Source organism: Thiomicrospira microaerophila (genome assembly GCF_023278225.1).
GTDB classification, from domain to species: domain Bacteria; phylum Pseudomonadota; class Gammaproteobacteria; order Thiomicrospirales; family Thiomicrospiraceae; genus Thiomicrospira; species Thiomicrospira microaerophila_A.
Window position 1 is genome coordinate 1,290,081 of the sequence record NZ_CP070959.1, and the last position, 23,402, is coordinate 1,313,482.

Below are 23,402 nucleotides of genomic sequence, written 5' to 3' on the forward strand. Positions count from 1 at the left end.
TATGATCAAAGAACTCAATGACGACCAACTCAATCGCTATTCCAGACAAATTCTGCTACCGGAAATCGATTATGCCGGTCAGCTAAAACTTGCCCAATCCCATGCGTTAATTATCGGTTTAGGTGGTCTAGGTTCGCCCGCTGCGCTCTATCTTGCTGCGGCAGGTATTGGCAAATTAACTCTAGTGGATTTTGATCAAGTCGATGAATCAAACCTACAACGCCAAGTGATTCATACCGAACAGCGTCTAGGTCAAAACAAAGCGCAATCAGCCGCGCAAACACTGGCGCAAATCAATGCCGCCTGCCAAATCCAAGTCATTGAACGTCAGCTTGATAGCGCTGAAATTAACCAATTATTGCCGCAGATTGATGTAGTACTAGACTGCTCGGATAATTTTGCCACCCGCTTTGCACTCAACCAGGCCTGCTTTAAAGCTAAAAAACCCCTTGTTTCCGGGGCAGCAATTCGCTGGGAAGGTCAACTCACCACCTATGATTTCCGCCAGGATGATTCACCCTGTTATGAGTGCTTATACAAACCCGGAACAGCCAACGACCAAAGCTGTAGCCGCAATGGTGTTATCTCGCCTTTAGTTGGCATGATAGGTTCTATGCAAGCGATGGAAGCGATCAAAGCCTTGGTCGGCTTACCCACATTGGTTGGAAAGTTGCTTTTAGTTGATGGATTAACCATGCAATTTCGTCAATTTAATTTAAAGAGAGACCCTTATTGTGAACACGGCCAAAGTCAAAAATAATCGTAAAAACTCATCAAAAAACCTTCTTAATTCTTTGTTATTGATCGGTTTAGTGATCCCTGCAACCGGCTATTCCAGTTCAAACTTTAGCTACACCCAAGCTCACTTACAAGGCGGATACCTCTACTTTGATAACCCCCTCAACATTACTCATAATGATGGCGTAGACAAATATCGATACCTGCCCCTGCTGAATATCTCTCTCAGTTACCAAAACACCTACGGCATTATTTTTAGCGCCAGCGGAACTCAAGCCAGCGACGATACAAGCTACACTAAGTTCAACTTGCAAAGCCAAAGTGCAAAAATCGGCTATGCTTGGGGGGTTAAGCAGTCTTCTGATGTATATATGATGCTTGGACAGTATTGGAATCAAGCAAAGGCCTGCGGACTACAGACATGCCTTAAAGAAAGCGAACAAAACCAAGGATTGGATTTTGGTGGTCGAACATGGATTGGAAAGAGAGTTGAACTAGCGGGCAATTACCGAGTTAATTACATTTTTGATAGTAAAAGTACAATCAACAGCTTTACGCTACAGTCAGCCTATTGGATAAACCGTCACAGCCAACTAACCCTAAGCCTTAACACCAGCCCGGACATTATGACTGCAACAGCAGGTTTACGATTCAGCTACTAACCGCTATCGACGGCGAGCCATGTATGAAATCATCGGCTCGCTTAATCGAATTTCTTTCATTAAAAATGAAAACTCATCTTTACGCATCACCGGCATTTTTATGCTTTGATGGCGCTCAAAGGCATGACGAATATTTTTCGCTAACTCTTTAATCATTGCCGGATTCATTTCATACCCCTCATTTCTTGTTATACACAACACAAAAAATTTAAAGCACAAAACACGCCAATTTTAATATCTTGTTATCGCCTCATTTACAAAAAACTTTAAACCAATTCAACGAATTAAATAACCTTAGAAAAACGCTGATTGCTTCCGGCTGTTAAGTACGCATCAAACATCATGCATATATTACGAATCAATAACCGACCTTTTGCGGTGATATAAATATCCTTGTCATTGATCGACAATAACCCATCGTGAGCAAAGACACCGAGCATTTTTAGCTCTTTTGCAAAGTATTCGTTAAACCGAATACCCCATTGCTGATTTACCGTTTCAAAATTTAAATGGAAATGACTAATTAACCGAGTAATAACATTACGTCGTAATTCATCATCTTCGGTTAACTGAACGCCACGAAATATCGCTAAATGACCGGCATCTATCGCCGCATAATACTCATCAAGGCTTTTATAATTCTGCGAATAGGTATTGTCGATTAAACCAATTGATGTCGCGCCCATACCCACCAGGTCGCAATCGGCATGAGTCGAGTAACCTTGAAAGTTTCGATAAAGAGTTTCATTACGCTGTGCCACCGCGAGTTCATCATCCGGTTTAGCAAAGTGATCCATTCCAATATAGACATAGCCTGCTTCAAGAAGTCTTTCGGTTGTTGCCTGTAAAATGGCTAACTTTTGATCCGGGCTTGGCATATCTTCTTCACGCATTTTTTTCTGCGTGGGAAACATCGCCGGCATATGAGCATAGTTAAAAATTGAAAAACGATCCGGTTCAACTTCCAGCAACTTATCTAAAGTTTGTAAAAAACTCGTTTGGGTTTGAAAAGGCAAGCCATAAATCAAGTCAACATTCACCGATAAAAAACCTTCAGCACGTGCGGCATTGAGTACCGTAAAGGTTTCTTCTTCTGACTGAATGCGATTAACCGCTTTTTGCACTTTCGGATCAAAATCCTGCACGCCTAAACTCATACGATTAAAACCCAATTCACGGAGTAGTTTAATCGTTTCTGCCGTGGCTTCACGCGGATCAATTTCAATGGAATATTCGCCCTGGTCATCATCATACAGATTAAAGTGTTCGCGTGTTTTAGCCATTAATTGGCGCATTTCATCGTGATTAATAAACGTAGGCGTACCACCGCCCCAATGGAGCTGTTCTACCTTGCGATTGGGATCAAACAACTTGGCTTGCAATTCAATTTCTTTATACAAACGTTCAAGATAAGGTGTGGTCTTTTTACGATCCCTTGTCCACTCTTTGTTACAGGCGCAATAGAAACAAATAGTGTCACAAAATGGAATGTGGAAATACAGGGATAAACCACGTGCTGATGCATTACTGCGCATCGCAGCCGCTTGATAGTCTGCTAGGCCAAATGATTCATCAAACTGAACCGCTGTTGGATAAGAGGTGTAGCGTGGGCCGCTCTGGTTATAGCGCTTAATTAAATCGGCATCAAACTGAATACCCTGTTCCATGATCAATCCTTTTAAATATAATTTCGCGCCATTCTAAACCAACCCACCCTATGGATTGTGAATTTACGTCCAAACTTGCGTTATATCAATTCCAAAAGACCGAGTTGACGAGTTTATGATAAGTAAGGCAGCTACTCAAACTAGTCATTTAACAAGGAACGCAATGCAAGGATCATTTGATCACGCAGATCATAAAGTTCATGAAGCCTATTTATGGCTTGTTGTTTTTCTCCGTGACCATCCAACATCAGCAATTCATGAGCCTTATGATGAACTTCCCGATGTATTTTATCAATCATTTGAAATTCAGGCTGTTGTCCATAATCACGCTGACCTTGGCGATCATACCAACGACCAAAATGACATAAATGCGCATCAAGCTGAGGAGGCCGCTGCATGTCACCATGTAAATAATGTGTTAAGTTATCGACCCAGGCACGATGCTCAACCTCAGCGAATAACAGAGTCAAATCCACTGGTTTAGCTCTCTTATCGGCCCAATTCTGCCAAATGGGATCCGGCTGCCAAGCCTTCTGCCAGATTATAAAATCTTTTGCAGGCATTGGCCTTGCAATACCATAGCCTTGAGCGAGTTGGCAACCCATTAACAGTAACATTTCACCATGCTCAATGGTTTCAACCCCTTCGGCTAACACTTGTCGATGAAACGCACCCGACAGACCGATCACACCATTTACAATAGCCAGATCTTCAGTATCCTGCAGCATATCCCGCACAAAACTCTGATCAATCTTCACCATTTCAGCCGGCAGATGACGTAAATAGGTCAGCGATGAATAACCGGTACCAAAATCGTCCAAAGCAAAGCTATAGCCCAACTCTTGACAACGACGAATAACACTACCGACATGGCCAACATCTTCAATCGCACTGGTTTCCAATACCTCGAACTGCAATAAGCGAGCAGGAACACTTGGGTAATCAGCTGCCAGTGCGATTAATTTATCAACAAAGTCCATTTGCTGTAAAAGGCGAGCACCGATATTGACACTGACAACAAATTCATAACCCTGTTGACACCATTCATTCAGCTGCCTTAACGCATCCGACAACACCCAATAATCGAGTTCCGCACTTAAAGCTTGACCCTCAATCACAGGTAAAAACTCAACTGGGGGTAACAGACCGCGTTCAGGATGTTGCCAACGAATTAAAGCCTCGACTCCTAAAACTACGCCAGATTGCATCCAAACTTTAGGCTGATAATAGAGGACAAACTCACGCTCTGCCAAAGCTTGTTTGATTCTCTGCTGGGAGGCAACATGATCTTTATGCTTTTGATCCAACTCAATATCAAAAAAGTGATAGCGATTTTTACCCTGTTGTTTGGCTTGATACATCGCCAAGTCAGCGTGACGAATTAATTGTTCGGCTTCAGATTGATCTGATGGGTAAAAAGTAACCCCAATGCTGCCAGATATCACTAGCTGATGATCTTGAATATGAATTGGCTGTGCAACCGAGTGCAATAAGCCATGTAATAAACTGTGAGAACACTGAACCGTTTCCAAACCATTCAATAAAATGACAAACTCATCGCCACCAATACGCGACAGGGTATCTGATTTGCGCAATTGAGATTTCATACGACGTGCCAGTTCAACTAACAGTTGATCACCGACTTCATGGCCAAACTGGTCATTAACGGCCTTAAAACCATCCAAGTCCAAAAAAAGCACCGCTAAATGTTCGTTTTTTCGCTCCGCCATCGTCATGGCCTGCTGAAGCCTATCCGCCAATAACACCCGATTAGGCAGATTGGTTAATACATCATAATGAGCAATATGTTCAAGGCGTTTTTCATGTTCTTTAAGATTGGTGATATCGGATTGCAGCGCAACGTAATGGGTGACTTTTCCAGCCATATCATTCACCGCGCTAATGGTCGTCATTTGCACATAAATCTCACCTGTTTTACGTCGGTTCCACAACTCACCATACCAATGACCTTTTGACTCCAAAGATTGCCACATCGCCTGATAAAACTCTTTAGGCTGCTTACCAGAGCTCAGTATTTTTGGGTTTTTTCCCAGTGCCTCTTCGCGACTAAAGCCAGTTATTCGAGTAAATGCATCATTAACCTGTATAATTTTGCCTTCAATATCTGTAATCACTATGCCCTCACGAGCATGGCTAAATACACTGGCGGCCAGTTTTAAACTAGCCTCATTTTTTCTAATAGCGCGAATATGCAAACCAATACCGATTAAAAACAACGTCAATAAAGCGGTAAAACTGAGTAACCAGCCACCATGACGTTGCCACATATCTATTAGGGTAAAATCTGGTGCCGCATCAAACGGTGAAATACGCAAGGCTCTCAATAGCTGCTCGACCGATTGATAATCCGCTGGCCGCGTAAACCCATGAATACCGGCCATTTTTGCGGCTTCACTATTCGGCTCTAAAGAAAATAGACCAATCATAATCCGACGGCTCAATTCTTCAGACACGTGCGGCATCATTACAACCGGCCACTCAGGATAAAGCGGTGTTGAAACCACATAGGGAAAATCCGGATAAGATTGAACCAATACCGGTTTAAGCAGGCCTGGTTTTAAACGACCCTCAGCAAGCATATCTTCAAATACGCCAGTACGAACAAAACCAACATCCACATCACCACGAAGCAAAGCTTCAATTACCGCATCATGAGGCATACCGGTGGTCAATAACTGACGATCCGAGGGAATAGGCAAACCCGCATCGTACAAGGCTTTAACCTGCATTTGGTAACCGCCAAACGAGCCTTTACTCACCGCACCCATTCTTAAATTTGACAAGTCTGCAAGACTAGAGGGCTCTGGATCATCAGCGCGCATTAAAATCACGCCGCCAAAATAAACAAGCTGAAACGCCTTTTCTTGGCGAATAAGCGTGGCAAGCGGACCGGTTAACGGATTTCGGGCGCGAATACGGACATAATGAGCAGAATTGGTAATAATCAGATCAAGTCGATTTTCAGCCACCGCTTGCTCTAAAGCTTCAAAGCCAAAAACCTGAAGCCTGATAGGCACCTGAGCATGCAATTGCAAATGATCAACCAAAGGTTGCCATTGCTGAAGCATTTGATCTTCAGGACGAAAGGACAAGATACCTAGTGTTAAGCCCTCTTGCTCGCTATAAACCGGGAAAATAGACAAAAACAAAAGCAAAAAAGCGCCTAGCTTTCGACCGACCCCATTTTTATAAAGCACGGTTTGCAATCTCATCACCCATCTTTTTATCTCCAAAACTCAAAATGCATAATTATACCAAAATATGAACTATTGGATTAAATGGAATTAATCAATAATCAACTTATCCTAGATTTTGATTTAGGTTTTTTTGAAGGCTTTCCAGTTTTAGCACGTGGTTTTCTTCCGTCTTCCGAATACTTGGTTAAAAACTGTTGTTTGCCAAACTTGCGTCCGGTGCGCTTGCCCTCACCGCCGGCATTACCTGTGCCTGCGGGTTGAAAACTCGGAATTAAATGATGCTTGCCATTGCCAATCAAGTCTTCACGGCCCATCTCTTTGAGCGCTTCACGTAACAACGGCCAGTTCTCTGGATCATGGTAACGCAAAAAGGCTTTGTGCAAGCGGCGCTGTTTAATGCCTTTCGGTGTAAACACCGTTTCATCCGACGCATCACCGCGAATTTTACGCAACGGATTCAGATCAGTATGATACATCGCGGAGGCAATCGCCATTGGACTGGGTAAAAACGCCTGAACCTGATCGGCACGGAAACCGTTCTTTTTTAACCAAATCGCTAGATTCATCATGTCTTCATCAGTGGTACCCGGATGGGCGGCAATAAAATACGGAATCAAATACTGTTTTTTTCCCGCCTCGGCACTGAACTTTTCAAACATCTGTTTAAACCGATCATAGGTGCCGATACCCGGCTTCATCATTTTACTCAGGGGCGCGTCTTCCGTATGTTCCGGTGCGATTTTTAAATAGCCGCCAACATGATGAGTCACCAGTTCCTTAACATACTCTGGGGTTTCAACCGCCAAGTCATAACGTAAGCCGGAGGCGATTAACACCTTTTTAATCCCCGGCAGGTTACGGGCTTTGCGATACAACTCAACGAGCGGCGTTTGGTCGGTATCGAGATAACGGCAAATCGCCGGATGTACACAGGATAAACGCCGACAATTCGCTTCAATTCGCTCGTCTTTACAGGCTAAACGCCACATATTCGCGGTTGGGCCACCCAAATCCGAAATAACGCCGGTAAATCCGCTAACACTGTCTCGAATCTCTTCAACTTCTTTTAGAATCGATTCCTCTGAGCGGTTTTGGATGATCCGTCCTTCGTGTTCGGTAATCGAGCAGAAGGTACAGCCACCAAAACAGCCACGCATAATATTGACGGAGAAACGAATCATTTCCCAGGCCGATATTTTTGCATCACCATAGCTAGGATGCGGCGCACGCGCATAGGGTAAACCAAACACCCCGTCCATTTCCGGTGTGCTTAACGGAATCGGCGGTGGATTAATCCATAAATCACGGTTGCCATGACGTTGCACCAACGCTCGCGCATTGCCCGGATTAGTTTCCAAATGAAACACCCGTGAGGCATGGGCATATAAAACAGGATCATCACGCACCTGTTCAAATGCAGGCATCCGAATCACCGTTTGATCACGCGGGTGGTGGCGTGGAATTTGCAACGCCACTTTCACCACGGTGATACCGTTCTTTTCATCAATCGTTTGATTGGCCGGGCGGGCTGGTGTGTCTTGTTTTTTCGATTCACAGGACTCTTCGGTGACCATTTCATACGGATTAATATGCGGATCGATTTTACCGGGGGTATCGACTTCGGTCGAATCCATCACAATGTACCCCTCCGGCACCCGATCAACCATATAGGCAATGCCACGAATGTCGCGCATTTCTTTGACGCTCTTACCTTCGGCGAAGCGATGCGCAATCTCTACAATCGCCCTTTCAGCATTGCCATAAACCAATAGGTCAGCCTTAGAGTCCAGCAAAATCGAGCGGCGCACCTTATCTGACCAATAATCATAATGCGCAATCCGGCGCAAACTGGCTTCAATTCCACCGATAATCACCGGCACGCTTTTATAGGCTTCACGACAACGCTGCGTATAAACCACCGTAGCGCGATCCGGCCGCTTGCCGTAATCATCATTTGGAGTATAAGCGTCATTATGGCGCAGCTTGCGGTCGGATGTGTAATGGTTCACCATCGAATCCATATTGCCAGCGGTAACCCCAAAAAACAGCGTCGGCTCGCCAAGCTCCTTAAAGGGTTCAACGCTGGTCCAATCAGGTTGGGCAATAATGCCAACGCGAAAGCCTTGCGCTTCCAACATCCGGCCAATCACCGCCATACCAAAACTGGCGTGATCCACATAGGCATCACCGCTGATAATAATGATGTCGCAGGCATCCCAGCCGAGTTCGTACATTTCTTGACGGGTAGTAGGTAAAAACGGCGCGACACCAAATTTGTGTGCCCAGTGTTTGCGATAGGAAAAGATGTTTTTAGCAGGAAGCATGCAGAGGCCTTACGAATCAGAAAATAATAATCGGATTATACCCGATCCTGACCCGCTTATTCAGGACACTGATGATGGAACCAACGTTTTTTCTGCTGCCGACTTGTTTGCACCAGATGCCAGTCTGCCGGAGAAAAATCCAACTGAATCGCGCCTTGACAGGCGGTATTAAGCCAATCTGCACCCTGTCCCTCTACTCGACCTAATACGTCAGGATGCGGAAAATTAAATCGATTGCGGTAACCGGCTGTGAACAGGACTTTTTGCGGATTGACGGCAGATAAAAATTCAGCATAAGTTGAATGACGACTGCCATGATGACCGGCAACCAAAACCTGCGCTCGCAATGCCTCGGCACCATAATACTCAACCAACCTGCGTTCAAACCGACCATTTAGATCACCGGTAATCATTAAACTCTGGCGGCCTGAAGTTACCAGAAGCACACATGAATAATCATTCGACTCGTGCACTGCAAAAGCACCTGGCGACAAGACATTAAACACCACTCCATCCCATGACCAGGCCTGGTTGGCATCACAAGCATAAAATCCGCTTACGCCATAAACGGATTCAAGTCGCTCAGGCTCACCACTTAATTTAGAGCGAATCGGCCAATCATCAATCAACCGGCGTGTACCACCCGCATGGTCATTATCGGCATGACTCACCATTAACAAATCAATCGCCTTCACACCCCGACTTTTTAAATAGGGTGTGATGGCCGTCAGACTAGCATCCATCCGATCTCCAAAGCGCGGCCCAGTATCATAAACCATTAGATGATCAGCGGTTTCAATCACCAAAGCCTGCCCCTGGCCTACGTCAAACAGAGTTAAGCGAAAGTGACCTTCGGGGATAGCCTCATACTGTCTAGGCCAAAGCAGTAAGACTAACAAAACCAAAATAGCCAAAACTTTCTGCCAGACTTGATCTGCTAACAATGCCCAAAACACCAACAAATACATTAACACAACCAGCCAAAGTGCAATCGGAATCAAGCTCATTTCGCTGGCGGGCAAGCTCGCTAAACGCTCTAAAAACCACCAAGGCCAGTACCAGGCCTGGTCGTTCAACCAAGCAAGCTGGGGGGCTATCGAAGGAAAAATCAAACTCAACAAGGCACTAATAAATAGCAGAGGCAAACCAATAAAACTCACAAAAGGCACTGCGATTAAATTCGCCAACACGCTATAAACGGGCACCTGTTGGTGAAACCACCAAAGTGCAGGGATTAAACCCACCGACAACACGAATTGAATCACAATTGCCTGCTGCCAAGCGGGTCTGTTTGCAGACCAAGGTGTTTTAAGCCAAGCAAAAATCAACGCCACCGCCAAAAAAGACAACCAAAACCCCTGTGCCAAAACACTTGGTGGGTGCCACAACACCACTAAAAACGCCGCCAACAATAACACCGACCAGGGCTGAAACTTGCGACGTATCACGACAAACAGCACCCCAACCATCACCATAATCCACGCACGCTGCGTAGGTATGGTAAAACCCGCTAAAAAACCATACAAGGTCACCAACACCACAGCCAAGGCGGCACCAAACCATTGCACCGGATATTGCTCAAATTGCTTAAAGGGTAAACGCCAAACCCCTGCCCCCAAACCATAAACCATTAAAGCAACTAGGGCCATATGCAAACCTGAAATGGCCATTAAATGAATGGTTCCGGTAGCCCGCATGACTTCCCACTCCTCCGCTGAAATCGCTTGTCGATCCGCATAGAGCAAAGCTTGATAAATACCCTTAAACAGCGAAGCGTCTAAAAAAGGAGTTAAAGCTTGGGCAAACGCTTCACGCAGTCGCTGATAGCTATAGGCTCGCTCCAGCAATAAAGGTTCAGCTTCTTGGATACGAACGTATCCACTGGCAGACAAACCCTGCTGATAAGCCCAAGCTTCATAATCAAATCCCGCTGGATTCATCGAACCATGAATCAATTTAATTCGAATCGGTAAAAACCATACTTCATCGACTCTAGGCTGCCAATCACAGCGATAACAACTCAAGCGTATTTTTGGTTTTAAGCCCAACCAGGCCTGGTGGTAATCTGATTGATTCAATTCAGGATGACTCTGCAGGCGCTCAATTTTAAACTCCATTCTAGTCATCGCAACCTGGCCTTTTTGCCAAGGCCGCTCTTCTACTAAACTGACCACGCGGCCTTCTGCCCAAAGGGTTTGATAGGTTTGCTCTTCTGGAATACTAGGGCTAAAAAACACAAACACGCTGAGGATAATCCAGCCTATAATAATGCCGCCGGCAAAATGAAACAGCCAAGGTTTTTTAAATCGATAGCCAAGCAGCATCACTAGAGTAATGGGCAACAAATAGACCACCGACGGCCAACTTGCTGCTTGAAACAACGAAAAAACAACACCAACAAACCCGAGTGAAAATGCAATAAACATGGCAAAAAAACTCTTAAGAAAATGGATGCCCGATCCCAAAAAGCTCTATAACATTCAAGGCTTTAATCGGATAGCGCACTGGTTTCAAGACCCAAACCTTTGGCACTTAAACCGCAATTCGGTGGCTAAGGCCTTTTTTATTGGTCCTTTTTGGGCAGCGATGCCGATGCCTTGGCAAATGTTGACTTCCGCAATCACCGCAATGTTACTTAGGTCTAATTTACCACTAAGTGTTGCGCTTGTGTGGATTAGTAATCCGATTACCATGGGACCTATTTGGTATTTTAATTATCGGATAGGTGCATTACTGCTAGACGAGCATGCCAAAGATAATATTAAATTTGAAATGACTTTAGACTGGCTTGGTCACACTTTTATTGCGATCTGGCAGCCATTATTACTAGGAAGTTTCGTCGTAGGTTTAGCCCTTGGCAGTATCGGATACTTGACTATTCATGTTCTATGGCGCGTACAAGTTAACTTAAGTTGGCGAAAGCGCCTGAATAATCGGCGGTTTAAAAAACTGTTTAAGAAACCTAAAAAACAAGCCTTGATCGACACGATTCACAAGCCGAAAAAAACTGACTCAATTTAAAAAAGTGCAATCGCTCAAGGTAATAAAATTACCAGGCCTGGTAGATAGGCGTTACTCCGTCGGGTAAATCGGCTAACCAACCCAAATTACGCCATTTATGATTAGGATTGTGAAAATCTGAGCCCATAGAAGCATAAAAACCATAGCGCTTGGCACGGTCGGCCATACCCACTGAGGTTGAGGTACGATAAGGTGAGGTAACGACTTCAATCCCTTTACCCCCTGCCGCTGCAAAATCCGTCAACATTAAATTAAGCTTTCGACTGGTCATCGAATACTTTTCAGGATGCGCCATCACCGCTACCCCACCGGCTTCAGTAATCCTTTTAACCCCCTCAGCCAAAGCCGGCCAAGATTCTGCCACGTAAGCCGGACGACCATTCTTTAAAAAACGATCAAAAGCCTGTTGAATGTCTTTAACATAACCCCGCTCAATGAGAACGTCTGCAACATGAGGACGTGCGACCACGCCCTCGCCTACCATCTGTCTGACACGATCAAGCAGGCAAGGATGTCCTCGCTTAATCAGCTTTTGATTGATCATCTCAACGCGCTGCCAACGGGATTCACGAATCGAAGCCAAAAAAGTTTGTAATGCAGCGTTATTAACATCCACATTCAAACCAACGATATGAATACTCCGCCCTTGCCACATGACTGACATTTCAACGCCTGATATCAAATGCAATCCCTTATCAAGCGCATAGTCAAATGCCGCTTCAAAGCCAGCAGTCGTATCGTGATCGGTAATCGCTAACATAGCTAACTGCTTATCCACCGCTAGATCAATGATCGCCATCGGTGACAAGCTTCCATCTGACGCATTGGTATGACAGTGAAAATCAACTTTCATTCTTGAACAATCCCCTTTAGAATGACCTATTCTAAAGCTCGACTAGCTGGATTGCCAGCTAAACCACCCATATTGAGAAGATTGTTAAAATACTATGAAACTTTTATTTGATCTATTTCCGGTTATTCTATTTTTTATCGCCTACAAAATGTATGACATCTACGTCGCCACAGGGGTCGCGATTATTGCCACCATTGGTCAAGTCAGTTATCTATACGCACGTTATAAAAAAGTTGAAAAAATACATTTAATTACGCTAGCGCTCATCGTTGTCCTCGGCGGTGCAACCATCATTCTTCAGGACGAAGCCTTTATTGCTTGGAAGCCTACCGTCGTTAATTGGGGCTTTGCACTGGTATTCCTAGCCAGTCATTATGTATTTGGTAACAAACCGATCGTTCGGCGCATGATGGAATCCATGATTCAACTGCCGGATGCGGTATGGATTCGATTGAGTTACCTATGGATTGGCTTCTTTGTTTTCTCGGGATTAATTAATCTTTGGGTTTACTATAATTTCTCTCTTGATGCCTGGGTCAACTTTAAACTGTTTGGTTTAATGGGGCTCACTCTAGTATTTATCTTGATTCAGGGCGTTTATATTAGCCGCTATACCAAAGACACCGACGATAACGAAACAGAAAGCGAACAGACACAAACCCTTGAAACCGTTAAACCCCAAGAAAAGACGGAGAAGAATTAATGCTTTTTTCAATCTTTGCTTATGATGTCGAAGACAGTCTAGCCTTAAGGCAACAAGCACGCCCTGCACACATCGCGCGCTTAGAGTCGCTTGATCAAGCTGGTCGATTGGTGCTAGCCGGCCCTAACCCGAACCTCGAGGGCGAAGGCTTTAGCGGCAGTTTAATTGTTGCTGAATTTGACAACATCGAACAAGCCGACCAATGGGCCAATGAAGACCCCTATCTAAGTGCCGGCGTATACGACCGAGTGGAAGTCAAACCTTTCAAACAAGTTTTTCCCAAAACTTAATTTTACGGGCTGAATCATGGCTAATGTTGCTTACCTTATTCCTAAACGCCAACAAAAACTGCAATTACAGCAGACTGATCCATTGGAAATGCTGGATGTAGAATTCGTTGAAATTCCTTTACTGGGTTGGACATCGGCAGGCATGCCGATTCAGATGGAAATGGATTATGATACGGTTTCGGTTCCGAAACCCCTAGCACAAAAAGAAACCTTTGCGCTAAGAGTTAAAGGCAACTCGATGATTGACGAGCATATTCAAGACGGCGATATTGTAATTATTGAACGACGCAATTCAGCAGAGAATGGTGAATCGGTGGTCGTGCGTATTAACAATGAAGAAGTAACCATGAAAAAACTTTATGTTGAAGCCAGCGGGGTACGTCTTCAACCGGCGAACCCTGAAATGAAACCGATTATCCTCAAAAACGAAGATATCGAAATCTTAGGTATTGTCCGTGGGATCTTACGTCAATCATGAAACCGACCAGTTCATCTATCGCCCTGCTTGCATGTGGCGGCACCCTTGACAAGGACTATAACCCACTGACGGGCGAATTGGTTTTTAGCCAAAGCTGTTTAGCCGAAATGCTCCAACAGGCCAACCATCAATTAAACATTCGGCTAGAAACGCTGATGCTTAAAGACAGTCTGGAAATGACCGAACAGGATCGTGAAACACTTTACCAGGCCTGCTTAACGTCTACTGAATCAGCCATTATTGTTACCCACGGCACCGACACCATGACCGATTCCGCTGAATACCTTCTGGCACGTACCGAACATTTAAAAACAAAAACGATTGTATTGACCGGTGCAATGCGCCCTTTTAAATTAAGTCAATCCGATGCGATGTTTAATCTTGGCAGTGCTTGCCTGGCCGTTCAATTGGCACAGCCAGGCATCTACATCACCATGAACGGCCAACTTTTTACCGCCGGACAGGTTAAGAAAAATCGCCAGCTTGGCATCTTCTCCGATTAATAGTTAGCTAACTTAGAGACTTCCAATGCCTGTCCTCTTGGCGTACTTTGCAGTTATTGCGATCTGGACCACCACACCCTTAGCGATTCAATGGAGTGGCCAAGCCGATTGGTTTTTTGGTGTCGCAGCACGGTTGATTTTAAGTGCCGTGCTTATCCTGCCTTTTGCATTACTATTCAGCAAACAACGTTTTGCACTTAACCTATCCGCGATCAAAGTCTATGCCGCTGCATCCATAGGTTTACTTGGCGGGATGACTCCGGTTTATTGGGCAGCGCAAACCATGCCCTCCGGCTGGATTGCGCTGATTTGGGGCATGACCCCGATCGCCACAGGTTTACTTATCTATTTTCTACTGGGTCATGAGCGCTTGTCGTTAAGCAAATGGCTAGGCATAGGCTTAAGTCTTCTTGGCCTGGTTGCTTTGTTTGTACCCAACCTTGAACCCAGCGAATCGCGATTACAATTAATGGGCTTGATGCTGGCACTGGTCGGTGTATTTTTTCACTCACTCAGTACCGTACTGGTTAAGAAATCTCAACATAACCTGCCCCCTCTGCATGTAGTGACCGGCGCACTTTGGATTACTGCGGTGGTGTTTTTGATCTTCAAACCTAAGGTACTACTGGACTGGCCGGAACTTGAAACCCATAGCCTAATAGCGATTAGCTATCTGGTAATCATTGGGTCAGTGATTGGTTTTGCACTCTACTATTACGTGCTGAAGCACATGGATGCAATGCGGCTTGGGCTTATTCCTATGATTACCCCAGTTTTTGCACTCATCCTCGGCTATTGGATTAACAATGAGGCATTAAACTGGTCGATATGGCTAGGAGCAGGCCTGGTTGTTTTAGGGCTGGTTTTATTTGAATTAGAGCGTTTTTATCGAAGCCTAAAACATTCTAAGCTAAAAACCAGCTTAACGGCTAAAAAGGACGACGCCCCCGCCCCCTAGTGCCACTAGGCATTCTTTTACCAGTTACTTTGCGAAACAACTTCGACATCACCATCGAAATCATCCGACGAATTAACATTTGAATCATTCTGTTTTGCATACTACCACTCCAAGCCTCTTAGATACTGAAAAATAGCCCTTGCTGATTTAGGCGGCTTTTGTTGCTCGGCTTCTTTTTGAGCATTGCGTATGTGCTGGCGAAGCAAGGTCCGATCCGCTTGCGGAAAATCCTCCAGCAGAGCATTAAGGGCTTCATCTCCCTCTGCCAATAAACGATCACGCCAGCGCTCCAACTTCTGAAAATGCAGGTTTTGCTGCTTAGCCCTTTCTTCCATCTCCTCAATACGCGCACGAATCTCCGCCAATTCTTCTTCATGCTGACGCAACCACTTTCCAATAAATTGTCGCTGACGACGAATGGCAGGCCCGGCATCCATTTTTTTAAACAACAACAAGGCCTCAAGCAGCTCAGAGTGTAAACCCATTTTCTTTAACTGACTTTCACTCAGTTCGCCTAAGTAACTCCCTATATCGGTCACTTCCTGCGCAGCTAGTTTAATATCCGTTCGGCTACTAAACTCCTCCTGTTCCCATTCCGGCACCGGTTTTTTTCGGGTTCCCCGATTTACGTTACGCGGTCTAACCATCCAGCTGCTCTCCTAGTAATTCAATAAATTCCGCTTCGGTCAAAACATTGACCCCCAAAACCTCGGCTTTGGCCAACTTTGAGCCGGCTTTTTCACCGGCAATCAGATAATCCGTCTTAGCAGAAATCGCGCTCGACACCTTAGCGCCTAAGTTTTCAAGTTCAGCTTTAGCCTGCTCGCGTGTCATCTGCTGTAAACTTCCTGTCAAAACACAGGTTTTTCCACTGAATACCGAATCCAACGAACTGATCGGTGTTTCAATCAATGGCCAACTTACCCCGGCAGACAATAAGCCCTCAATCACCTCAAGGTTATGGGCTTGGGCAAAAAACTGTATCAAATGATGCGCTACAATCTCCCCCACATCCGCTACAGACAGCAGTTGTTTTAGGCTTGCCTGCATGAGGGCATCGAGTGTTTTAAAATGCTGTGCCAGATTTTTGGCTGTCACCTCACCGACTTCAGGGATGCCTAAGGCATAAATAAAACGCGGTAACGTCGTTGACTTTGAAGCATCAATCGCATCAATCACCTTTTGCGCCGACTTGCTTGCCATACGCTCTAACTGAAGCAATTCATCACTATTGAGTTTATAAAAATCATCAGGGTGGGCAACCAGGCCTGCTGAAACCAGCTGATCAATCAACTTTTCACCCAAGCCCTGAATATCCATCGCTTTACGCGAAACAAAATGGGCTAAGGCGCGCTTACGCTGTGCAGGGCAAAATAAACCACCAGTGCAACAATAGACCGCCTTATCTAGTTCTTTAACCACATCGGAGCCACATTCAGGACAAGCAACCGGCATTTCAAACAAAGCGGTATTTTCGGGTCGCTGACTCAAAACCGGTGCCACCACTTCAGGAATCACATCACCAGCGCGCCGAACAATCACCGTGTCACCAATACGCACATCCCTGCGCTTGATTTCATCCATATTATGTAAGGTGGCATTAGATACCATAACACCACCGACTAACACCGGCTCTAAACGCGCGACCGGGGTTAATGCGCCGGTTCGTCCGACTTGGACATCAATCGCTAACAATTTGGTCCAAACCTCCTGAGCCGGAAACTTACGTGCAATCGCCCAACGTGGAAACTTTGATGTAAAACCTAAAGCCTGCTGACCCTCAAGCCGATCTAGCTTATAAACAATGCCATCAATCTCATAGGGAAGCGTAGCACGTAAAGCAAATAAATCCTGATAGTAGTTCACCAGGCCTGCTTGATCCTCCACCAGACTAGCCAAAGGATTAATTGGCAAGCCCCAGGTTTTTAGCAAGTCTAACATTTCGCTATAGCAAGCAGGCAGTTTAAAATCATCACTGACTTGACCCCAGCCGTAACAAAAAAAGCTTAAAGGTCGCTGAGCAGTAATCGTCGGATCTAACTGACGCAAACTGCCTGCAGCAGCATTTCGTGGATTAGCAAAAGGTCTATCCCCTCTTTCTAACTGCGCCTGGTTAATTTTATCGAGTGCGGCTTTATGCATAAACACTTCACCACGCACCTCCAAGACGTCAGGCCAGCCTGAGCCACAAAGTTTAAGCGGAATAGCACGAATGGTTCGCACGTTATGCGTTACGTCCTCGCCTAACTCACCATCGCCTCGGGTTGCCGCCTGAACCAATCGTCCCTGCTGATACCGCAAATTAACCGCTAAGCCATCCATTTTGGGCTCAGCAGCATAAACAAGCGGAATCTGCTTAGACAAGCGAGCAGCCACACGCTGATTAAACTCAGCTAATTCTTCATCACTAAATGCATTATCCAGCGATAGCATCGGAACAGTATGGCGCACCTCCTGAAAACCGGACTTTACTTTGCCGCCAACGCGTTGGGTTGGTGATTCGGTTGTGATAAGCTCAGGATGTTCAGTTTCGAGCGCAATAAGCTGTCGATACAATGCATCATACTGAGCATCAGAAATACTGGGTTCGTCTAGAACATAGTAAGCGTAGTTATGCGACTCCAGTTGTTCACGAAGTTGCGCAACCTGCTCGGCAATAGGGATCATAAAGCAGAATGACTAGAGTTTTTTGGATTCATAATCTAAAGCCGCTTCGCGCATCGTTTGAATATCTGATTCACGAAGTAAATGACGTTGCATATCATACATGCGTCCATTTAACCCTTGAGAAATTCGACGTGACGTCATAATTAACTCTTCCATGGCTCCGGGTGCCGGAATATGCGAGGGCAGTTCCAAAATCAAGGCTATACCCGGTGTAGTCATGGTTTCGTCAGGTTCAGCAGGAAACAGACCCGGTTCCATCACATTGGCAACCTTAACCACTACGCGATTACTCACTTTTTTGACGTAAATACCACGCTCGTCATAAACCAAACCCACGCCTTGTAAATGTTTCATCAGTTTATTCACTGACATATCTACCTGTGTAAACAAAACCAGAATGGCATAAATCTCAGGTTCTTGTTGACTGGTTTTTGAACTAGTGGCTTTAGTCTCAACATGGGATTGGCTAGGTGTTTTGTAAGAAGAAGGATAACGATCTTCCACCCACTCAAGATCATCAATTTCAATGACCTTGTGCTTAGGTGTTGTATCAGCTACCGCTTCAACCGGTTTTGCCTGCTCAGTCGGATAAGTATTTTGAGGGATAGGGTCAAATGGATAAACTTCTGGCAAGGGTTCCTCAAATTTAAGCAGTGCTTGACGGCTTTCAAAATCAAGTTCCTCTTGTGTTTTACCAGCCATTGCAGGGTTTTTTGCTGGAGACGGCTGCTCACTATTTGGCTCAGACGAAGCGGAGAAGCCATGAGAAAATTTCTGTTTGAGTTTATCAGTAGGGTTCTGTTTTGCTACCGGCTGCTCTCTATCCTCTGATCTATTACGCTGGTTGCGCTGGCGGCTAAAAAAATATAAACCGACCACAACGATCACTGCGAACACCAGCAAAACCTGCTGTAACTCATTCATAAAACCTAATCTCCTATCATTTCAACGGCCGCATCCAAATCAACACTAACCAAACGCGACACGCCAGGCTCATGCATAGTGACACCCACTAAGTGCTTAGCTAAAGCCATGGTCGTCTTATTGTGAGTAATAAATATGAATTGTACCTTTTCTGATAGGCTTCTGACTAGTCCACAGAAGCGAATAACATTAGAATCATCCAAAGGAGCATCAACTTCATCCAAAATACAAAACGGCGCCGGCTTGAGTTCAAAGATCGCGAAAATCAAAGCCAAAGCAGATAAGGTCTTTTCACCACCCGACAAAAGCTGAATTCGACTGTTACGTTTACCTGGTGGACGGGCCATCACGACTAAGCCGCCTTCAAGCGGGTCTTGCGATGGATCCAACCAGGATAACTGAGCCTCTCCTCCACGAAATAACTGAGGAAAAAGCTGTTTAAACCCTTGGTTAACCTGTTCAAATGTTTCCAGCAACCTTTGACGACTATCTTGATCGATATGGGCAATCGCTTGTTCCAACACATCAATCGACTGAACCAGGTCTTCAAGTTGACGGTTAAGCTCATCAAGCTTGATTTTAACCTGCTCAAACTCCTCAATCGCAGTCATGTTGACCGCACCTAAACGACTTAAATGAAGTTTGACCTGTTTAAGTTCGGCTTCGACTTGTTCAAGTGGCTGTTCATCAAAGCGCAACTGCGCCAATTGATAAAAAGATAAACCCTCACTCTCAACCGTTTTCTGCAATTGATGAATCTGCTGCTGAACCGACTGCAACTGCAGTTGTTGTGTAACCAAGTTTTGTTCAGATTGATGGTGCCATTTTTGGCTTTGCTCTGCCTGCTGTTCAGCCTGCTCAAGTTCACTATTCAACTTTAGCAACACCTGTTTGAACCCATCGCGCTCTGCTTCTAATTTTTGACGTTGTTCCCGCAAACTTGCCAAAGCCTGCTGATCTACCGGTTCAGTTTGTGACAGATGGCGAGCGATCAAATCAGCTTGCAGCTGATCTTGCTTAAGCTGCTGCTGCAACTGATTCAGCTGAAAATGCACCTGTTGCTTGAGTTGTTGCTGTTGATGATATTGTTGGTCCAACCTCTGCTGTTGAAGCAAAATAACCTCACGTTCACGTTCAATCGGCTGCAAACGGGCTAGCGTTTGATTGAGCTTTTGGATTAACGCTTCTTCTTGATCATCTAAAGGCTCAAGCTCAGCGTTGATCGCCTCAAGTTCAGCGTCCAAGTCTAGCGCTTGTTGTTCGAGCTTTTGCTGACGTGCTATCAATACATCTAGAGTTTGTTGACTCGCTTGTTGTTGTTTCTGCAAGGCCTGCTGCAAGCCTTGAGCATGTTCAATTTGATCGGTGAGTTTATCTAATTGGCGCTGTTGCTGGTATTGTTTTTCAAGTTGTGACGACAATTCGACTTCTAACTCTAACACGGCTGCTTTTGCCTGTTGAAACTCTTCATATGCAATTTTAAGTTTACTATCCAAGTTATTTATTTCATTGTCTAAAAATGAAATTCTATTTTGACGCTCTAAGCTTCCAGTTAAATTAGACCTTAACGGAGGCCAGCAGAGATACTTTGAAAAAAGTCTACCGCTTTTATCGATTAACCAGGCCTGGTGGTAACCCAGTACATCCAATTCGACCAATTGCTGCTCGATTGACAGGCTTTCGTCACGCACAAATAATTCTGCGGCCAGGTAACGAATTAAACTAGGCTGTTGAATTTGAGCAGCTAAACTCTGAGGATGCACCTCAAAGTCAGGTGGGTTCCAACCAACCAAACACCAATTTTCAGGCCATTGCAAACTATCCCAAAGTCGAGGTGATGGAAGCAACACACCCTGTAACCTAGCCCCTAACCAGGCCTCAACCGCAAGCTGCCATTCATCATCAACCTGAAGTTGTTCGATTAGGGGCTGAGCATCCGCTAAAGCTGGCTGATCTTTCGTTTCACTGTTTGAGACCAGACTTGACTGAAGTCGTGATAAGGCTTGATATTCAGCTCGATATTCTGCCTGCTGGCTCAAGATGGTGTCACGTGACTCAGCCAAGCGATTCAAGTTCTGCCGCCCTTGCTGAATAGTTTGCTCTAAATCCGCTAGGCGTTGCTGACAATCTAAAAGACTCGTGTTCGCTGTTTGGTATTGCGCACCCAGTTCCAATAAGCGTTCGGCTTGATGATCAGATTGGGGCGAAGCGCTATGCTGTTCAATAAGCTGTCGCTGTTCTGTTAAATGAGTTTGCGTTTGTGTCAATGATTGTAATTGCTGTTGAACCTGCTTAAATCGCTGTTCAAGTTGAAGTGCAAGCTGTTGAACTTGCTGTAAAGCCTGCTCCTGCTTGGTTTTTTCTGAACTCAACCCCTCCCAGCGAGAAAGTAAAATCTCAGTTTGATCTTGGGTTTGATCTCTTTGTTCATCGATAGCTTCCAACTCCAACATCAAATCATCTTGTTGCTGACGCAAAGCTGTCAATTGACTTTGGTGCATTTCGGTTTGTTGTAGATTAAGTGTTTGCTGGTCTAACCACTGTTGACTTTGTTTATCACTAAATAAATGCTGTTGTTCAAGCTTCTCAACCTGCTTGTCTAACTGGTGAAACCCTGTCTCGCAGGCCTCCAGTTCTTTAACCAGGCCTGCTTGTTGTTGGCGTAATAATAACCAAGCCTTTTGCGCCTGATCCCACTGGGCTTTCGATTCAGCAAAATGACGTTCTGCTAGTCTTAAATCTGACTGAGTTCGGGTTTGCTGTTGATGCAAACGATGCCATTGCAAGTAATAAAGGGTTTTTTCCAAAGCCTGCTGTCGTTGACGCGCCTGACGATAATCCAGCGCTTTTTCAGCTTGAATAGCCAAATGGTTTTGCTGCTCGTTCAGTGCTTCTTGCAATACATTTAATTGTGCTAAGTTTTCTCGAGTTCGCGTCAAGCGAATCAGGGTTTCTTTTCGACGCGAACGATAGGGACCAATCCCTGCCACCTCTTCTAGATAAATCCGCATGTCCTCAGGTTTGGCCTCAATAATTCGGCTAATGTTCCCCTGACCAATCAGCGCATAGCTACGTGGCCCAAGCCCCGTTCCATTAAAAAGGTCAATAATGTCACGACGACGACAAGGTTGCTGATTGAGGAAGTAGCGCGTGCCCTCCTCTCGGTGATGTACGCGCTTAACAGAAATTTCGCTATAGCTGGCGTAAGCACCCGATGCCTGGCCCGATTCATTGTCAAAAACCAGCTCAACTGAACACTGGCTGACCGCCTTACGCTTGTCGCTGCCATTAAACAGCACATCATTCATGTCACCGCCACGCAGCTCACGAGCTGAACTCTCGCCCATCACCCAACGCACTGCATCGAGGGTATTCGATTTTCCACAACCATTGGGTCCAACAACGCCTACAAGCTCACTGGCAAGCACCAGTTTAGTGGGCTCAACAAACGACTTAAAGCCGGCAATTTTTATTAACTTTAATCGCATCCGCTATATCTTCAAAGCTTTTTGCAAACGTTTTTTAGCGGTAGCAATTAAGTCTTTGTAGTTCAAACCATCGTCTTCTCCATAGGTTGCGTGGGCTAGCGCATACTTAAAATGCTGTGTTGCTAGGCTATCATGTTGTTCAAAGCGCTCAACCAAGCTACGACTTAAGGCCGAAGCACCAGGCGCATCGGTTTCAGGAGACACGATAACAAACAATTTATCGTTAATATAAAACACGCTGTCTGCCTTACGTGTCCCTTCACGTAAGTGCGCGGTAAAGAACACAAGCGCTTCATCCTCAGTTTTGCCCGGCATTTTAGCTTGGGTCAAATGAACCAACGTAATCGAGAATGGACGTTGATAGCGCTCAGCTAAAAAAACCTCCTGTCGAATACAGGCATCCATATGATTACGCCTTAACAAACCGGTTTTGTGATCGGTAATCATTAAGGCATCAAACTTATCATAAACAGACTGAAATTGATCGACATGACCTTTTAATGCATGATAAATTTCATCCACTTCTAGCACAGCTTGGCGGGGGACAGTAAGCGACGCTTCACCATCTAAGCGCAAATTATGAATTTGCTGAGCCAACTCTTTAAGAGGTAAAACCAGCTCATCACGAATAAAACGTGAGGTGTAATACCTCTCGGTAAAAAAGAAAATAAATACAAACGTCAAAAGAAAAAAAGGAATCGTTAGGATAGATACTTCAAAACTTAGCAAGTTAGCCCAGCTAGCCGAGGCACCCAACATAAGCCAAACGATTAACACCGACAAAAGTCCTGTTAGTAGCATCGCTACCAAGACCGCGATAAAAATTGCCATGGCTAATCGCTTGTTCAAGAGACTCACAAAAGAATTTTGTGGCATGTACCTATCATCCATTAAAATTAATGCGTTCA

The 23,402-nt window shown here is 45.0% G+C and carries 19 protein-coding genes; 8 read left to right on the forward strand and 11 right to left on the reverse strand.

The features are described from left to right. Position 1: 1 nt before the first annotated feature. Together JX580_RS06330 and JX580_RS06335 are read left to right on the forward strand one after the other, a co-directional pair. Positions 2-760, forward strand: a complete 759-nt coding sequence (locus JX580_RS06330) for a HesA/MoeB/ThiF family protein (RefSeq protein WP_248849713.1) — start codon at positions 2-4, stop codon at positions 758-760. Further along, positions 735-1,400 carry a hypothetical protein gene (locus JX580_RS06335; protein WP_248849714.1) on the forward strand — a complete coding sequence of 222 codons (666 nt, stop codon included), beginning with the start codon at positions 735-737 and terminating at the stop codon, positions 1,398-1,400. The genes JX580_RS06330 and JX580_RS06335 overlap by 26 nt, the downstream gene beginning before the upstream one ends. Before the next feature lie 3 nt (positions 1,401-1,403). Here JX580_RS06335 and JX580_RS06340 read toward each other — a convergent pair whose 3' ends face one another. From JX580_RS06340 to JX580_RS06360, 5 genes are all read right to left on the reverse strand, one after another. After that, positions 1,404-1,568 (reverse strand): hypothetical protein, encoded by a 165-nt coding sequence (locus JX580_RS06340; protein WP_248849715.1) that lies wholly within the window; start codon positions 1,566-1,568, stop codon positions 1,404-1,406. Between the two features lie 116 nt (positions 1,569-1,684). Next, positions 1,685-3,067, reverse strand: coding sequence for an oxygen-independent coproporphyrinogen III oxidase (gene hemN / locus JX580_RS06345; RefSeq protein WP_248849716.1), 1,383 nt, complete (start codon positions 3,065-3,067; stop codon positions 1,685-1,687). 140 nt (positions 3,068-3,207) lie between these two features. After that, entirely contained in the window at positions 3,208-6,300 is a 3,093-nt protein-coding gene (locus JX580_RS06350; RefSeq protein WP_248849717.1) for an EAL domain-containing protein, read from the reverse strand. An 83-nt stretch (positions 6,301-6,383) separates the two neighbouring features. After that, a complete protein-coding gene (locus JX580_RS06355) occupies positions 6,384-8,609 on the reverse strand; it encodes a YgiQ family radical SAM protein (RefSeq protein WP_248849718.1) in 2,226 nt (741 codons plus the stop codon). A 56-nt stretch (positions 8,610-8,665) separates the two neighbouring features. After that, positions 8,666-11,035 (reverse strand): DNA internalization-related competence protein ComEC/Rec2, encoded by a 2,370-nt coding sequence (locus JX580_RS06360; RefSeq protein ID WP_248849719.1) that lies wholly within the window; start codon positions 11,033-11,035, stop codon positions 8,666-8,668. Here JX580_RS06360 and JX580_RS06365 point away from each other — a divergent pair. After that, positions 11,034-11,630: a DUF2062 domain-containing protein gene (locus JX580_RS06365; protein ID WP_248849720.1), complete on the forward strand. Its 597-nt coding sequence runs from the start codon at positions 11,034-11,036 to the stop codon at positions 11,628-11,630. The two genes, JX580_RS06360 and JX580_RS06365, sit on opposite strands and share 2 nt — an antisense overlap. A 28-nt stretch (positions 11,631-11,658) precedes the next feature. On the opposite strand, the gene JX580_RS06370 is transcribed toward JX580_RS06365, so the two are convergent. After that, the gene (locus JX580_RS06370) at positions 11,659-12,483 is read right to left on the reverse strand and encodes a PHP domain-containing protein (protein WP_248849721.1); all 825 of its coding nucleotides are present in this window, start codon (positions 12,481-12,483) and stop codon (positions 11,659-11,661) included. A gap of 94 nt (positions 12,484-12,577) precedes the next feature. Between JX580_RS06370 and JX580_RS06375 the strand changes: the two genes are divergently transcribed. From JX580_RS06375 to JX580_RS06395, 5 genes are read left to right on the forward strand one after another with little or no spacing between them, the layout of a single operon-like run. After that, complete coding sequence (locus JX580_RS06375; protein WP_248849722.1) at positions 12,578-13,186, forward strand: septation protein A; 609 nt, start codon at positions 12,578-12,580, stop codon at positions 13,184-13,186. Further along, positions 13,186-13,476: a YciI family protein gene (locus JX580_RS06380; protein WP_248849723.1), complete on the forward strand. Its 291-nt coding sequence runs from the start codon at positions 13,186-13,188 to the stop codon at positions 13,474-13,476. The genes JX580_RS06375 and JX580_RS06380 overlap by 1 nt, the downstream gene beginning before the upstream one ends. Positions 13,477-13,492: 16 nt before the next feature. Next, positions 13,493-13,954 carry a transcriptional repressor LexA gene (gene lexA / locus JX580_RS06385; RefSeq protein ID WP_248849724.1) on the forward strand — a complete coding sequence of 154 codons (462 nt, stop codon included), beginning with the start codon at positions 13,493-13,495 and terminating at the stop codon, positions 13,952-13,954. Beyond that, the gene (locus JX580_RS06390) at positions 13,951-14,457 is read left to right on the forward strand and encodes an asparaginase domain-containing protein (protein WP_248849725.1); all 507 of its coding nucleotides are present in this window, start codon (positions 13,951-13,953) and stop codon (positions 14,455-14,457) included. The genes lexA and JX580_RS06390 overlap by 4 nt, the downstream gene beginning before the upstream one ends. Positions 14,458-14,482: 25 nt before the next feature. Continuing rightward, complete coding sequence (locus JX580_RS06395; protein ID WP_248849726.1) at positions 14,483-15,415, forward strand: DMT family transporter; 933 nt, start codon at positions 14,483-14,485, stop codon at positions 15,413-15,415. Between the two features lie 101 nt (positions 15,416-15,516). Here the strand turns inward: JX580_RS06395 and yjgA are convergent, their stop codons facing one another. Genes yjgA through JX580_RS06420 form a run of 5 tightly spaced genes read right to left on the reverse strand, consistent with a single transcriptional unit; the run spans position 15,517 to position 23,325 of the window. Continuing rightward, on the reverse strand, positions 15,517-16,062 hold the full coding sequence (gene yjgA / locus JX580_RS06400; protein WP_248849727.1) for a ribosome biogenesis factor YjgA: 546 nt from the start codon (positions 16,060-16,062) through the stop codon (positions 15,517-15,519). Further along, entirely contained in the window at positions 16,055-18,082 is a 2,028-nt protein-coding gene (gene ligA / locus JX580_RS06405) for an NAD-dependent DNA ligase LigA (protein WP_248849728.1), read from the reverse strand. Before ligA ends, yjgA begins: the two co-directional genes overlap by 8 nt. Before the next feature lie 12 nt (positions 18,083-18,094). Then, positions 18,095-19,006: a cell division protein ZipA C-terminal FtsZ-binding domain-containing protein gene (locus JX580_RS06410; protein WP_248849729.1), complete on the reverse strand. Its 912-nt coding sequence runs from the start codon at positions 19,004-19,006 to the stop codon at positions 18,095-18,097. Between the two features lie 5 nt (positions 19,007-19,011). Further along, entirely contained in the window at positions 19,012-22,494 is a 3,483-nt protein-coding gene (gene smc / locus JX580_RS06415) for a chromosome segregation protein SMC (protein WP_248849730.1), read from the reverse strand. A gap of 3 nt (positions 22,495-22,497) precedes the next feature. Then, positions 22,498-23,325, reverse strand: a complete 828-nt coding sequence (locus tag JX580_RS06420; RefSeq protein WP_248849731.1) for a GGDEF domain-containing protein — start codon at positions 23,323-23,325, stop codon at positions 22,498-22,500. Positions 23,326-23,402 lie beyond the last annotated feature (77 nt).

Excerpts from the sequence above, each read along its gene's own strand:
- hemN (WP_248849716.1), bottom strand. The coding sequence starts at position 3,067 with ATGGAACAGGGTATTCAGTTTGATGCCGATTTAATTAAGCGCTATAAC.
- yjgA (WP_248849727.1), bottom strand. The coding sequence starts at position 16,062 with ATGGTTAGACCGCGTAACGTAAATCGGGGAACCCGAAAAAAACCGGTG.
- JX580_RS06420 (WP_248849731.1), bottom strand. The coding sequence starts at position 23,325 with ATGGCAATTTTTATCGCGGTCTTGGTAGCGATGCTACTAACAGGACTT.
- JX580_RS06350 (WP_248849717.1), bottom strand. The coding sequence starts at position 6,300 with ATGAGATTGCAAACCGTGCTTTATAAAAATGGGGTCGGTCGAAAGCTA.
- lexA (WP_248849724.1), top strand. The coding sequence starts at position 13,493 with ATGGCTAATGTTGCTTACCTTATTCCTAAACGCCAACAAAAACTGCAA.
- smc (WP_248849730.1), bottom strand. The coding sequence starts at position 22,494 with ATGCGATTAAAGTTAATAAAAATTGCCGGCTTTAAGTCGTTTGTTGAG.
- JX580_RS06355 (WP_248849718.1), bottom strand. The coding sequence starts at position 8,609 with ATGCTTCCTGCTAAAAACATCTTTTCCTATCGCAAACACTGGGCACAC.
- JX580_RS06360 (WP_248849719.1), bottom strand. The coding sequence starts at position 11,035 with ATGTTTATTGCATTTTCACTCGGGTTTGTTGGTGTTGTTTTTTCGTTG.
- JX580_RS06365 (WP_248849720.1), top strand. The coding sequence starts at position 11,034 with ATGGCAAAAAAACTCTTAAGAAAATGGATGCCCGATCCCAAAAAGCTC.
- JX580_RS06380 (WP_248849723.1), top strand. The coding sequence starts at position 13,186 with ATGCTTTTTTCAATCTTTGCTTATGATGTCGAAGACAGTCTAGCCTTA.
- JX580_RS06330 (WP_248849713.1), top strand. The coding sequence starts at position 2 with ATGATCAAAGAACTCAATGACGACCAACTCAATCGCTATTCCAGACAA.
- ligA (WP_248849728.1), bottom strand. The coding sequence starts at position 18,082 with ATGATCCCTATTGCCGAGCAGGTTGCGCAACTTCGTGAACAACTGGAG.
- JX580_RS06410 (WP_248849729.1), bottom strand. The coding sequence starts at position 19,006 with ATGAATGAGTTACAGCAGGTTTTGCTGGTGTTCGCAGTGATCGTTGTG.
- JX580_RS06370 (WP_248849721.1), bottom strand. The coding sequence starts at position 12,483 with ATGAAAGTTGATTTTCACTGTCATACCAATGCGTCAGATGGAAGCTTG.
- JX580_RS06340 (WP_248849715.1), bottom strand. The coding sequence starts at position 1,568 with ATGAATCCGGCAATGATTAAAGAGTTAGCGAAAAATATTCGTCATGCC.
- JX580_RS06395 (WP_248849726.1), top strand. The coding sequence starts at position 14,483 with ATGCCTGTCCTCTTGGCGTACTTTGCAGTTATTGCGATCTGGACCACC.
- JX580_RS06375 (WP_248849722.1), top strand. The coding sequence starts at position 12,578 with ATGAAACTTTTATTTGATCTATTTCCGGTTATTCTATTTTTTATCGCC.
- JX580_RS06390 (WP_248849725.1), top strand. The coding sequence starts at position 13,951 with ATGAAACCGACCAGTTCATCTATCGCCCTGCTTGCATGTGGCGGCACC.